Annotated in this window: 11 protein-coding genes; 2 read left to right on the forward strand and 9 right to left on the reverse strand. The window is 72.5% G+C overall.

Going from position 1 to position 12506, the window contains the following annotated elements:
* Positions 1-76 precede the first annotated feature (76 nt).
* The 6 genes from hpaE to ACFVS8_RS05360 all read right to left on the reverse strand — a co-directional run bounded on the left by hpaE (position 77) and on the right by ACFVS8_RS05360 (position 6476).
* The gene (gene hpaE, locus ACFVS8_RS05335) at positions 77-1603 is read right to left on the reverse strand and encodes a 5-carboxymethyl-2-hydroxymuconate semialdehyde dehydrogenase (RefSeq protein ID WP_387058548.1); all 1527 of its coding nucleotides are present in this window, start codon (positions 1601-1603) and stop codon (positions 77-79) included.
* A gap of 35 nt (positions 1604-1638) precedes the next feature.
* The gene (locus ACFVS8_RS05340; RefSeq protein ID WP_387058551.1) at positions 1639-2340 is read right to left on the reverse strand and encodes a GntR family transcriptional regulator; all 702 of its coding nucleotides are present in this window, start codon (positions 2338-2340) and stop codon (positions 1639-1641) included.
* Positions 2337-4067: a fumarylacetoacetate hydrolase family protein gene (locus ACFVS8_RS05345; protein ID WP_387058554.1), complete on the reverse strand. Its 1731-nt coding sequence runs from the start codon at positions 4065-4067 to the stop codon at positions 2337-2339. Before ACFVS8_RS05345 ends, ACFVS8_RS05340 begins: the two co-directional genes overlap by 4 nt.
* A 229-nt stretch (positions 4068-4296) precedes the next feature.
* A complete protein-coding gene (locus ACFVS8_RS05350) occupies positions 4297-5121 on the reverse strand; it encodes an HpcH/HpaI aldolase/citrate lyase family protein (protein ID WP_387058557.1) in 825 nt (274 codons plus the stop codon).
* Positions 5106-5891: a 2-oxo-hept-4-ene-1,7-dioate hydratase gene (hpaH, locus tag ACFVS8_RS05355; protein ID WP_387058560.1), complete on the reverse strand. Its 786-nt coding sequence runs from the start codon at positions 5889-5891 to the stop codon at positions 5106-5108. The genes ACFVS8_RS05350 and hpaH overlap by 16 nt, the downstream gene beginning before the upstream one ends.
* Before the next feature lie 135 nt (positions 5892-6026).
* Positions 6027-6476, reverse strand: coding sequence for an SRPBCC family protein (locus tag ACFVS8_RS05360; RefSeq protein WP_387058563.1), 450 nt, complete (start codon positions 6474-6476; stop codon positions 6027-6029).
* Between the two features lie 105 nt (positions 6477-6581).
* On the opposite strand from ACFVS8_RS05360, the gene ACFVS8_RS05365 reads away from it, so the two are divergent.
* Complete coding sequence (locus ACFVS8_RS05365; RefSeq protein ID WP_387058565.1) at positions 6582-7685, forward strand: DUF998 domain-containing protein; 1104 nt, start codon at positions 6582-6584, stop codon at positions 7683-7685.
* Between the two features lie 69 nt (positions 7686-7754).
* Here the strand turns inward: ACFVS8_RS05365 and ACFVS8_RS05370 are convergent, their stop codons facing one another.
* Complete coding sequence (locus tag ACFVS8_RS05370; RefSeq protein ID WP_387058567.1) at positions 7755-9434, reverse strand: thiamine pyrophosphate-binding protein; 1680 nt, start codon at positions 9432-9434, stop codon at positions 7755-7757.
* Positions 9435-9603: 169 nt separating this feature from the next.
* Positions 9604-10902 (reverse strand): acyl-CoA thioesterase/BAAT N-terminal domain-containing protein, encoded by a 1299-nt coding sequence (locus ACFVS8_RS05375; protein WP_387058570.1) that lies wholly within the window; start codon positions 10900-10902, stop codon positions 9604-9606.
* A gap of 62 nt (positions 10903-10964) precedes the next feature.
* Between ACFVS8_RS05375 and ACFVS8_RS05380 the strand changes: the two genes are divergently transcribed.
* Positions 10965-11270 (forward strand): hypothetical protein, encoded by a 306-nt coding sequence (locus ACFVS8_RS05380; RefSeq protein WP_387058573.1) that lies wholly within the window; start codon positions 10965-10967, stop codon positions 11268-11270.
* On the opposite strand, the gene ACFVS8_RS05385 is transcribed toward ACFVS8_RS05380, so the two are convergent.
* Positions 11257-12465: an FAD-dependent oxidoreductase gene (locus ACFVS8_RS05385; RefSeq protein ID WP_387058576.1), complete on the reverse strand. Its 1209-nt coding sequence runs from the start codon at positions 12463-12465 to the stop codon at positions 11257-11259. The two genes, ACFVS8_RS05380 and ACFVS8_RS05385, sit on opposite strands and share 14 nt — an antisense overlap.
* Between the last annotated feature and the right edge of the window lie 41 nt (positions 12466-12506).

A 12506-nucleotide genomic window follows, 5' to 3' on the forward strand; every position in this document is an offset into this window, starting at 1 on the left:
GCGTGGGTCGTGCGGCGGTGCGAGTGCGTGAAGCGGGTGCGGCCGGGTGGGGCAGGAGCGGGGCGGATGCCGCGGCTCACGCCTTGCCGAAGGTCGGGTTGTGCGGTGCGCCGAGCGTGATGTGCACGCTCTGCTGGTCGGTGTAGAAGTCGATCGAGCGATAGCCGCCCTCGTGGCCGAGGCCCGAGGCCTTGACGCCGCCGAACGGGGTTCGCAGGTCGCGCACGTTGTTGGAGTTCAGCCACACCATGCCCGCCTCGACGGCCTGGGCGAAGTTGTGGCCGCGGCGCAGGTCGTTGGTCCAGACGTAGGCGGCGAGTCCGTACTTCGTGTTGTTCGCGAGCTCGAGCGCCTCCTCGTCGGTGTCGAACGGCGTGATCGCGACGACCGGGCCGAAGATCTCCTCCTGGAAGATGCGGGCGTCGGGCGAGACATCCGCGAACACCGTCGGGGCGACGTAGTTGCCGGTCGGGAAGCCCTCGGGGCGACCGCCGCCGGCGACGAGACGGCCTTCGGTCTTGCCGAGCTCGACGTAGCTCATCACCTTGTCGTAGTGCTCGGGGTGCACGAGGGCGCCGACCTCGGTCTTCGGGTCGTGGGGGTGCCCCACGATCACGCGCGAGGCCTGCGCGGCGTAGCGCTCGACGAACTCGTCGTACACGTCGCGCTGCACGAGGATGCGCGACCCCGCGGTGCAGCGCTCGCCGTTCAGCGAGAACACGCCGAAGATGCAGGCGTCGATCGCGGTGTCGAGGTCGGCGTCGGCGAACACGATCGCCGGGCTCTTGCCGCCGAGCTCCATCGAGAGGCCCTTGAGGAAGGGCGCGGCGTTGCCGAAGATGAGCTGGCCGGTCGAGCTCTCGCCCGTGAATGAGATGAGCGGCACGTCGGGGTGCTTCACGAGCGCGTCGCCGGCGTCTTCGCCGAGGCCGTTGACGAGGTTGAACACGCCCTTCGGCAGGCCCGCCTCCTCGAAGATGCCGGCCCAGAGCGAGGCCGACAGGGGCGTGAACTCGGCGGGCTTCAGCACGACGGTGTTGCCGGTCGCGAGCGCGGGGCCGAGCTTCCACGACTCGAGCATGAACGGCGTGTTCCACGGCGTGATGAGGCCCGCGACGCCGATGGGCTTGCGGTTCACGTAGTTCATCTGCTTGCCCGGCACCTTGAACGCGTCGTCGGACTGGGCGACGATCAGGTCGGCGAAGAAGCGGAAGTTCTCGGCCGCGCGGCGGGCCTGGCCGAGCGCCTGGGTGATCGGCAGGCCCGAGTCGAACGATTCGAGCTCGGCGAGGCGGGCGTCGCGCGACTCGACGATGTCGGCGATCCGGTGCAGCACGCGCGAGCGCTCGCGGGGCAGCATCTTCGGCCACGGGCCCTCGGTGAAGGCGCGTCGCGCGGCGGCGACGGCGAGGTCGACGTCGGCCTTCTTGCCGGCGGCGGCGTGCACGTAGGTCTCGTTCGTGACCGGGTTGAGCACCTCGAACGTGTCGCCGTCGACCGAGTCGACGAACTCGCCGTCGATGTAGTGGCGGATGCGGTCGGGCAGGCCCTCGGGCACGTGGACTGCGTCGCGTGCGGTGTCGGTCGCGGTGGTGTCGGTCATCGTGGATCTTCCGTTCGGAGGGTGGTCGGGCGAGGTCAGGCGGTCGCGGCGGCCGGTTCGGTCGCGGCGGCGGAAGGCGCCGGATGCTTGTGGTCGGCCTGGTAGGCGAGCACGGCGTCGAGCGTGGCGGTGCGGTGCGCGCGGGCGCACAGCTCGATGTCGAGCGCGTCGGCGCCGTCGGCGATCAAGTCGAGGATGCGTTCGTGCTCGGCCACGGACTCGTGCGCTCGACCCGGCACGAAGCTGAACGACGAGTCGCGCAGCACCTTCATGCGGTTCCAGCCGCGGTGCACGAGGTCGAGGATGTGCGGGTTCGGGCACTCCTCGAACAGCACCGCGTGGAACTCGAGGTTGAGCGAGGTGAACCGCACCGGGTCGAAGTCGTCGAGGGTCTGCCGCATGCGCTCGTTCACCTCGCGCGCACGACGCAGGTGGTCGGGCGTGAGCGTCGGCGCCGACAGCGCGGTCGCCGCGCCTTCGACGAGCGCGAGCGTCTGCATGGTGTGCAGGTACTCGGTCTCCTTGATGAGCGCGACCTGCGCGCCGACGTTGCGCTCGAAGGTCACGAGCCCCTCGGCTTCGAGGCGGCGGATCGCCTCGCGCACGGGCACGACGCTCATGTCGAGCTCGCCCGCGATCTGGCCGAGCACGAGGCGGTAGCCCGGCACGTAGCGTCCGTCGTCGATGCGCTCGCGGATGAAGCGGTACGCCTTCTGCGACTTGCTCTCGCCGCTCATCGGGCGCCTGCCTGCGATGAGGGTGCGGATGCGGCATCCGCTCGCCCTGCTCCGGCGGCGGCGTCGCTGCGCTCGGCGTCGTACCGCGCGCGCCACGCGGCGTTCATCGGGAAGAGCCCGTCGACGGATGCCCCTTCGCCCACGCGTGCGGCGACCCACGCGTCTTCGGCCTCCTGCGCGGCGGCCTCGGCGACGACCTCCTCGAGCAGGTGCGGCGGGATGACGATGACGCCGTCGCCGTCGCCCACGATGACGTCGCCGGGCTGCACGGCCGCCCCGCCGCAGGCGATCGTGACGTCGACCTCCCACGGCACGTGGCGGCGGCCGAGCACGCTCGGGTGCGGGCCCTGCGAGAACACGGGGATGTCGAACTCCGCCACGGCCTCGAAGTCGCGCACGCCGCCGTCGGTCACGATGCCGGCGGCGCCGCGCACCTGCGCGCGGAGTGCGAGCACGTCGCCCACGGTTCCGGTGCCGCGCTCGCCGCGGGCCTCGACGACGAGCACCTCGCCGGGGGAGACCGTGTCGAACGCGACCTTCTGCGCGTTGAACCCGCCGCCGTGCGAGGCGAACAGGTCGGGGCGGAACGGGATGAACCGCAGCGTCTTCGCGAGCCCGACGATGCGGTCGCCCGGGTGGTTGGCGTGCACGCCCTCGATGAAGATGTCGTGGTAGCCGCGCTTGCGGAGCGCGACCGAGAGGGTCGCGACGGCGACGCCGGAGATCGTCTCACGCAGTTCGTCGGTCAGGGGCGAGGCGGATGCCGCGTCCGCGGCGGGCGCGTCGGCAGGGGTGTTCGCGGCCGGGGCGTCAGTGGCTGGGGCGTCAGTGGCGGGGGTGGTCGCGGCGCGTGGCGCGTCGAGCGGGCTCGCCTTGCCGGCGGCGACGGCCGCGGCGTGCTCGGCCTCGCTGCCCCAGGCCTCGATGCGCTGCGCGTCGTCGAGCTTCGGCTTGGTGCCGAAGTCGCCGAAGGGCACGTCGCCCTGGGTCACGGTCGTGACGAGGCGTCCGCTCGAGGGCGACCCCGCGGCATCCGGTGCGTCGACCTCGACCTCGACGACGTCGCCCGGCACGACGACGCTGGAGCCTGCGGGCGTGCCCGTGAGGATCACGTCGCCAGGTTCGAGCGCGAAGTGCTGCGAGAGGTCGGCGACGAGTCGGCCGAACGGGAAGAGCAGGGTTTCGCTGGTGTCCTCCTGCACGAGGGCGCCGTTGACCCAGGTGCGCACGCGCCAGCCGTGTTCGCCGGCGACGCTCGCGGGGATGAGCGAGGGGCCGAGCGGCGTGAAGCCGTCGCCGCCCTTGTTGCGCACGTTCGAGCCCTTGTCGGCGGCGCGCAGGTCGTAGACGCCGAAGTCGTTCGCCGCGGTGACCGATGCCACGTGCCGCCAGCCGTCGGCGGGGGAGATGTGGCGGGCGCGCTCGCCGATGACGATCGCGATCTCGCCCTCGAACGCGAGCAGTTCGGTGCCGGCGGGGCGCTCGATGGTGCCGCCCGTGCCCGCGAGCGACGACGCGGGCTTGAAGAAGTAGCTGGGCTGGGCGGGCGTGCGGCCGCGCTGTGCGGCCCTCGACGGGTAGTTGAGGTGCACGGCGATGATCTTGCCGGGGGTGGCGCCGGGTGCAGCGGTGCGCGTGGTGCCCGGGGTGCTGCCGGGAGTGCTGCCGGGGGTGCTGCGGGGGGAGACTCCGTCGGCGCCCGGGGTGGCGGTGTCATCGGTGGTCATTGACGTCCTCGTCTCGTGATATTCCAAATGATATACGATCTGGCGGGTTGTGCAAGGGCGGGATTCAGGCGAACGGCGGGGGCTCAGGACGTTCGGAGTGGTTCTGGCCTGAGGTGCGTACGAGTTCCTGACTTCCGGGATCGTTCCGGGGTAGGGGCATGGCGGGTCGGGGTGGGTGGGTCGGGGGCGTGGCGTGGCGTGCCTCGGGGCGTGCCCGCGCTCGGCCCGGTCAATAGCTCGCGCGCGGCGCGGAGTCGGCGGATGTGTCGTCGGGCGACCCGATGTACCGGTCGGCGAGGGCTTCGGTCGCCCGGGCGAGCAGCGCGACATCCGCTCCGACGACGACGAACGACGCCCCGGCCTCGACGTAGCGGTCGGCGGCGGAGGGCACGAACGCGTTCACGGCGGCGGGCTTGCCCGCGGCGCGGGCGGCGGCGATGCCGCGCAGCACGGCGGCGACGACATCCGGATGCTCCTGCTGGCCGATGAGCCCCATCGACGCGGCCAGGTCGGCGGGCCCGAAGAACACGCCGTCGACGCCGTCGACCGCGAGGATCGCCTCGACGTCGGCCGCGGCCGTCGCCGACTCGATCTGCACGAACAGCGAGATGGTCGACGACGCCTGTGCGAGGTAGTCCTCGACGCGGTTCCACCTGGCCGAGCGGGCGAGCGCGCTGCCCACGCCCCGCACGCCGCGCGGCGGGTAGTGCACGGCCCGCACGATCTCCTCGGCCTGCGCGGCGCTGTCGCACATGGGCACGAGCAGGTTCTGAACGCCGAGGTCGAGGAACTGCTTGATGGTCACGGTGTCGCCGTACTGCACGCGCACGAGCGGCGCGACCGGGTAAGCGGCCACGGCCTGCAGCTGCGCGAGCACCGACTCGAGGCCGATGGGGGAGTGCTCGGCGTCGACCAGCACGACGTCGAGACCGGAGCCGGCGACGATCTCGGCGTTGACGGCGCTGCCGCCCGACGACCAGGCGCCGAAGAGGGGCCGGTCGGATGCCGCGATGCGCTCGGCGAGCGTCGGCGGGAGCGTCATTCGAATCGGCATGTCACGGTTCCCAACTGTCCGTAGTCGGCGTGCACGGTGTCGCCGCGCTCGACCCACATGGGGCGGGTGAACGACCCGGCGAGGATGATCTCGCCCGCGCCGAGCGCCTGGCCGTGCGCGGCGAGCTTGTTCGCCAGCCAGGCGACGCCCATGGCGGGGTGGCCGAGCACCGCGGCCGCGACACCGGACTCCTCGATGGTCTGGTTGCGCGAGAGCAGCGCGCCGATCCAGCGGAGGTCGACCGCGTCGACCTTGACCGGTCGGCCGCCGAGCACCATCGCGCCCATCGCGGCGTTGTCGCTGATGGTGTCGACGATGGTGCGGCCCTGCAGCTCGATGTGCGAGTTCAGGATCTCGAGCGCCGGCACCACGTAGGCGGTCGCGTCGAGCACGTCGAAGATCGTGGTGTTCGGGCCCTCGAGGGGGTTCGCGAGCACGAACGCGAGCTCGACCTCGATGCGCACGTTCGAGAAGCGGTCGAACTCGACCGAGGCGCCCGACTCGATGACCATATCGTCGAGGATCACGCCGTAGTCGGGTTCCGTGATGCCCGTCGCGACCTGCATGACCTTCGAGGTGAGGCCGATCTTGCGGCCCACGAGCCGTGCGCCCGCAGCGATGCGGCGTTCGGACCACACGCGCTGCACGGCGTAGGCGTCTTCGACGGTCATGCCGGGGTGCCGTGCGGTGAGCAGCGGCACGGTGGTGCGGTCGCGGTCGGCGGCGACGAGTTCGTCGGCGATCGCGTCGATCTGGGGCTGGTCGAGCACTGGTACTCCACTTCATCGAGGGACGAGTGAATCGTATACGATGCCACGTCGAAGCGCGCAGGGCGGTGCCGGCCGTGCCGCCGCGACGTGCCGCTGCGACGCCCCGCTGCGACGCCCTGCTGCGACGCCCCGCCCCTACGCGTCGCCGATCGCGGCGAGCTGCGCGTTGCGCCGGGCGATCAGCCGTTCGAGGTACGGGCCGAGCACGAGCTCGGCCAGCCGTCCGAGCGGCCCGAGGGGTGCACGGAACCGCACGCGGTCGGTCATGAGCGTGCCGTCGCCCTGCGCCGCGAACCCGTGCTCGTGCCGGAACTCCGCGAACGGGCCGCGCACCTGCTCATCGGTGAACGACTGCGGCTCGTGCATCGTGGTGATCCGGCTCGTCATGCGGAAGGAGATGCCGAAGTGCGTGGCGCGCCAGGTCACCTCCTCGCCGAGGCCGATGAGGCCCGACGTGACCCCGCCGATCGCCTGCTCGCGCGAACGCGACATCGAGGTCACGTGCAGGTCGATGCTCCGTGCCCGGTCGAATGCCTGCTGCGGGGACGCCGGCACGAACGTGCGGCACTCGAACTCGACGGTCACGTCGAGCAGTCTGCCAGCGATCCGGAGACATGGCCGACGGCCGCCGCGCGGGGTCTTGGCACGGCATCCGTCCGGGTGTAGTTTTCAGCCGAAGAGGGGGCCGACATGACCGAGACGATCTCCCAATCGGCCGAGACGCCGGGTCCGGCGCGGCCGTCGAGACGCAGCGAATCCGAGGCCGTGTTCGCCGCCCTCGGCGCTGGCGCGGGCGGTGCGCTCTACGGGCTCGTCATCGCGCTGGTCGTGCCCGTGCTGACGCTCGCGGGCCAGGGCGACTCGCTCGGCACGTGGGCCGCGATCGCGGCGGGCATCGTGGCCGCCGCGGCATCCGCCGTCTCGTACTGGCGTGCGCGCTCGCTGCCCGAGCAGCAGTGGCGACGCACGCTGCCCTCGTGGACCTTCTCGGTCAACGCGGTGTCGGTGTCGGTCGCGCACGGGGCGTTGGCCCTGGTCGGGGTGCTCGCCCTCTTCCGCGTGCTCTCGCTCGGGTTCATCGGCCTGCCGCTGTCGAACTTCTGGGCGGTCGTGCTCTCGGCCGTGACGATCGGGCTCTCGGCGTACATCTCGTACCTGTCGGCCGCGCAGACCACGACGCAGCGCATGTCGTCGCTGATGCTGTCGTTCATCGCGATCGGCACGCTCACGGCCATGGTCACGACTCCCGACCCCGAGTGGTGGACGTACCACTTCAGCCAGCTCGGCACCTACGACGACCTCTCGAGCTGGGTCTTCAACGGCACGCTCATCTGCGCCGGCCTGCTCGTGACGACCTTCGCGGTCTACGTCGCTCGCGACCTGCGGGTGCTCGCCGCCAAGCGCGGCGAGGAGCACACGCCGAACGTGCGCGTCGTGCCGACGCTGTTCGTGGTGATGGGCGTCATGCTCGCGTGCGTCGGCATCTTCCCGGTCGACCTGCACCTGGTGCTGCACAACCTCTCGGCGTCGGGCATGGCGCTCGTGTTCTTGGTGCTGCTGTTCGGCGGTCGCTGGCTGCTGCGGGGCATGCCCCGCACGTACTTCGTGTCGGCGTGGATCTTCGCGGGCGCGATGATCGCGTCGGTCGTGCTGTTCGCCGTCGGCTACTTCACGCTCACGGCGTTCGAGATCATCGTGTTCGCACTCATCTTCGGATGGATCGCGGTGTTCATCCGCTTCCTGCGCGTGGCCGCGCTGCTGAGCCCGACGGATGCCGCGGGCGCGGCTTCATGAGTCGAAGCAGGGCCCGCGCCGGGTCGGCCGGCTGCCGCGGAGCGTGGGCGCCCGCCCCGAGGCATCCGCTCAGCTGTTCACGCGGATGATCTCCTCCTGGTACGGAGCGACCACGGTGCCCGAGATGCGGCAGTCCAGCAGCAGGAACGGGCGCTCGGCGACGGGCGTCGCGGCCCAGCGGGCGAGCGCGTCGAGGTCGGCGAGCGAGCGCACGGCGACGCCCTCGGCGCCGACCGCCGCCGCGAGGCCCGCGAAGTCGACCTGGGGGATGAGCATGGGCTCGCGTGCGAGACCCTTGAGGCCGTAGAGGTTGACCTCCGCGCCGTAGGCGGCGTCGTTCCACACCACGGCGAGGCCCCGGCCACCCGCCGAGCGCACGGCGGACTCGAGGTCGGCGAGCGCCATGAGGCCGCCGCCGTCGCCCGTCGTGAGCACGATCGTCGCGTCGGGGTTCGCTGCGGCGGCGCCCGGCACGCTCGGGAACCCGAGCCCGATCGACTGGAACGCCGTGCCGACCATGATCATGCGATCGGGGGAGGCGACCGGCCAGTACATGTTCGCCCAGCCGATGAAGTGCCCGCCGTCGCTGACGACGACGCGGTCCTCTGGCAGCAGTTCGCCGATGCGGCGTGCGACCGCGCGCGGGTCGAGGCGGCCGTCGTCGGCGAGGCCGTCGGCGTTCGGCGCGACCGGCTGCTCGCGCAGGGCCGCCGCGTCGATCGACTCGCGCCAGCCGGATGCTTCGGCACCCTGCGCCTCCAGCTCGTCGACGATCGCGCGGGCCACGAGGCCGGCGTCGCCCCGCACGAACCCGGCGACGTGCGGATGCGTCGCCGCAGGCGCCACGTCGACCTGGAACACCCGGGTGCCGGGCGCGAACAGCTCGCCGAACCGCATCGTGAACTGGTTGAGCGACGCGCCGAACACGACCGCGACGTCGGCCTCGCGCACGAGGGCCATGGCGCCCTCGGCGCCGAAGCCGCCCGTGACCCCGAGGTCGTACGTGGCGTCGGGGAACACGCCGCGGCCGAGCGCCGTCGATGCGGTGACCGCGCCCGTCGCGTCGGCGAGCTCGCCGAGCGCCTCGCCGGCGTCGGCGAGCCAGGCGCCGCGACCGGCGAGCAGGAACGGGCGGCTCGCACCGGCGAGGGCCGACGCGAGCTCGGTGATCGTGCCGCCCGCGAACTCGCCGCGCGGGGCGAGCGGCGTCGGCAGGCGCAGCTCCGGCGCGTCCTGCACCGGGCCCGCCTCGATCGCGGCGACGTCGTAGGGGATCGCGAGCACGACCGGCACGCGGTACGACAGGGCGTGCTCGATGGCGATGACCGTCGTGGCCGCGGCATCCGTTCGCCCGACCGTGTAGGTGCGCGCGCCGACCGCCGACGCGAGCGCGATCTGGTCGACGTCCCATGGGCGGGGGCCTGAGGTCGGCTCGTCGCCCACCACGAGCACGAGCGGCACGTGCGCCTGCGCGGCCTCGGCGAGGGCGGTCAGCGTGTTCGTGAACCCCGCGCCGTACGTCGCCGTGGCCGCCGCGATGCGTCCGGAGGCGCGGAAGTGGGTGTCGGCGGCGACGACGCCGCCCGCCTCGTGCCGCACCGCCGTGAAGACGGCCTCGGTCGAGCGCTCGAGCGCGTCGAGAAACCAGGCGTTGCCGTTGCCCATCACGCCGAAGACGTGGTCGACGTGGGTGGCGAGCGCGTGGGCGACGTGCGCGGAGACGGAGGTGGGTGCAGGGGTCGAGGGCATGACGGAGCCTTTCGAGACGGACGGATGCGATGCGGATTCCGTATATGTCTCGCGCGGCCGGCGGCGATGCCGACCGGGCTTCGTGCCCCTTTTGCGAGCACCGGCGCGTTCGTCGCGCCTGGACGTGACGAGTATACGACCGGTGCGGGGGCCTCGTCCGACCGCGCGGTCAGACGGCCGGCCCGAGCGCCTCCACCACGGACGTCCAGAACGCGGCCCGCGCCGAGGAGTCGGCCGCGGCATCCGTGCCCTCGAAGTACGGCAGGTACGGGTTCAGTGCCACGAAGTGGCTCGCGCCCTCGCCTTCGACGGCGTGCGTCTCGACGCCCGCGGCCTCGAGGCGCTCGAGCGTGCGCTCCTGGAGCGGGCACGACGGCCATACGGCGTCGGCGGTGCCGCACGCGAGCACGACCGGCCCGTCGATGGTCGAGACGTCGATGACGGATGCCGCGGGCGGCTCGCCCGACACCGCGGTCGTGCACGGCAGCGGTTCGCTGCCGAGGGTCCACGCCGAGCGCGTGACGTCGGGGTACCCGCAGAACAGCTCACCGGCACCGACGGGCATGATCGCGCCGCGCACGAGGTCGGGCTGCGTCGCCGCGAGCCAGAGGGCGACTTCGCCGCCGCGCGAGACGCCGAACGGGGTGACGCGGTCGGGGTCGACGCCGGGCTGCGCCCGCAGCCAGTCGAGCGCGGCGAGCGCCGGGTCGAGCGGCACCTCCGACAGTTCGTCGGACTGACCGGGCGAACCGAAGAGACTGATCGCGAGGGCCGGGTATCCGAATCCGGCGAGTTGCATCGCGAGCAGCCTGGCGCTCTCGCTGCCGCCCTCGCTGCCGCCCATGACGAGCAGCGCGGGGCGGGCGTCGCCCGGGTCGAGGTCGCCGGGGGTGGCGAAGAACGCCGACGTGCCGGCATCCGGGGCCGTGACGATGTCGAACGCGCCCTCGGGGGCGCCGCGCACGACGCTCGTCGAGGCGATGACGACGCCCGACGCGTCACCGCCGGCGTTGTCGTCGACCGAGCCCTCGAGCACCTCGAGCTCGACCGTGTGCTCGCGGTCGTACTCCTGGAACGCGGTCGTCACGGTGCCGTCGCCGAACATGTACATGGGAGCCATCGCGTCGGCGACGGTCCAGGCGCCGTCGGTCGGCACGTCGCGGGCGAGGTCGATCACGCCCGCGGCGTCCGCCGTGAAGACCGCCGTCGACTCGTGCGGAACGTAGGCGATGTCGCTCGAGGTGTGCAGGGTCACGCTCGCCCCGGGCGCGAGACCGACCACGCGGATGCCGAGCGGCTCGAACGGCCCGCCGAGCTCGGTCACCTCGATCGACGGAGTGAGACCGGTCGGCAGGGGCGTGCACCCGACGAGCACGGCCGGAACGGCGACCGCGAGCATCACCGCACCGAGGCGGAGCAGGGCGGATGCCGCGGGGTCGGGGCGTCGGCTTCGTCGGGGTTCGGGCATGGTCTGCACGCTAGCGAGCCGAGGCGAACCGGGGCAACGCCGGCGTGCGGCATCATGGACGGGTGAAGACCATTCAGCTGCGCCGCTACACGCTCGTCGACGGGGAGTACGACGCGTTCGTCGCGTGGTGGAACTCGACCATGCCGTCTGTCCGCCCCGCCGCCGGGTTCGCGATCGAGTTCGCCTACGGCGTGCGCGAGACGAACGAGTTCGTCTGGGCCGTGAGCGCCGAGGGCGACCAGGAGGCGTTCCTCGCACTCGAGCAGACCTACCTCGCCTCCGACGCGCGCGCCGCCGCGTTCGACGGGGTGCCCCAGCGCGTGGCCGAGTACGACATCCGGTTCGTCGAGGACGTCACGCCGGCCTGACCCGGCCTGACCTGGCCACCGACTCGGCGACGCGGTACTCCCACAGCCACGCCGTGTCGGTCGTGGCGCGCGGCTTCGAGAAGTAGGCGCGCAGCATCGCGTCGCGCACGGGGCGGAACGCACCGGGCGCCTTGCCCGAGCTGCTCGCCTTGCCCTGTGCGATGACGCGCTCGACGCGCGGCCGGCGCAGCGCCTCGTAGCGGGCGAGCACGGCGGGCACCGGCGATGCGCCGGAGCTGCCGCCTGCCGCCGATCCGCCCGCCTCGGCCATGAGCAGTCCGAGGGCGAGCCCGTCTTCGAGCGCCATCGACGCGCCCTGCCCTGAGGAGGGCGACGCGGCGTGCGCGGCGTCGCCGATGAGCACGGTCGTGCCCCGGTGCCACACGGGCACCCGAGGGAAGTCGTACATCGGCCAGGCGGGCAGGATGGGCTCGCTGGCCTCGAGCACGCGCGTCGCGACCGGGTCGTCGCGCCGGACGAGGTCGAGCAGCGTGCGGCGCCAGGCCTCGCCGGAGATGCCGGCGAGCTCGGTGCGGTCGGGCTCTCGGCGCCGGGCCGGGTTGGCGAACCACCAGACCTCGCCGTCGCCCGAGGCGAGCCAGGAGAAGAACGTGTCGCGGCCGAACATCATGTGCATGGTGCCCGGCTCGGTGGGCACGTCGACGTCGCGAGCGAAGCCGCCCGTGTTGAGCAGCCCGAGGTAGCGGGCCTTCGGCGAGCGCGGGTCGATGAGCCTGCGCACGGTAGAGCCGATGCCGTCGGCGCCGACGACGAGCGCCGCAGCCGCGGTGCTGCCGTCGGCGAAGCGCACGGTCGTCGCGCGGTCGGTCGTGTCGAGGTCGACGATGCGGCGGCCGTAGTGCACGGGGATGCCCGCGGCGTGCACGGCCTCGAGCAACGCTCCGTACAGCTCGGTGCGCCGCACCGACATGGTGCCCTCGCCCATCGGGAAGTCGGTGAGCGCGGTGCCGTCGCCGAGGCCGAGGCGCATGCGCGGGGTCTCGATGCCGGTGAGGGGGCGCACGCCCAGATCGTGGAGCACCGACACGCCGTTGACCGCGAGGGTCAGCCACGCGCCGACGCCGTCCGACGGCGTCGGCCTCGCCTCGTGGACGGCGGTCTCGATGCCCGCGCGGTGCAGTGCGAGTGCCGCGGCGGCGCCCGCGACGCCGCCGCCGATGATGATCGCGTCCATGGTCGGTCCTTCGCTGTCTCGTGTGCTCGTGTGGGGGTGGG

The sequence above is a fragment of the Agromyces sp. NPDC058110 genome, assembly GCF_042884735.1.
Taxonomy (GTDB): domain Bacteria; phylum Actinomycetota; class Actinomycetes; order Actinomycetales; family Microbacteriaceae; genus Agromyces.

Bases quoted from the DNA above. Each gene is read 5' to 3' on its own strand.
- ACFVS8_RS05350 (WP_387058557.1), bottom strand. From the start codon at position 5,121: ATGCCGATTCGAATGACGCTCCCGCCGACGCTCGCCGAGCGCATCGCG.
- ACFVS8_RS05345 (WP_387058554.1), bottom strand. From the start codon at position 4,067: ATGACCACCGATGACACCGCCACCCCGGGCGCCGACGGAGTCTCCCCC.
- ACFVS8_RS05370 (WP_387058567.1), bottom strand. From the start codon at position 9,434: ATGCCCTCGACCCCTGCACCCACCTCCGTCTCCGCGCACGTCGCCCAC.
- ACFVS8_RS05365 (WP_387058565.1), top strand. From the start codon at position 6,582: ATGACCGAGACGATCTCCCAATCGGCCGAGACGCCGGGTCCGGCGCGG.
- ACFVS8_RS05340 (WP_387058551.1), bottom strand. From the start codon at position 2,340: ATGAGCGGCGAGAGCAAGTCGCAGAAGGCGTACCGCTTCATCCGCGAG.
- hpaE (WP_387058548.1), bottom strand. From the start codon at position 1,603: ATGACCGACACCACCGCGACCGACACCGCACGCGACGCAGTCCACGTG.
- ACFVS8_RS05385 (WP_387058576.1), bottom strand. From the start codon at position 12,465: ATGGACGCGATCATCATCGGCGGCGGCGTCGCGGGCGCCGCCGCGGCA.
- ACFVS8_RS05375 (WP_387058570.1), bottom strand. From the start codon at position 10,902: ATGCCCGAACCCCGACGAAGCCGACGCCCCGACCCCGCGGCATCCGCC.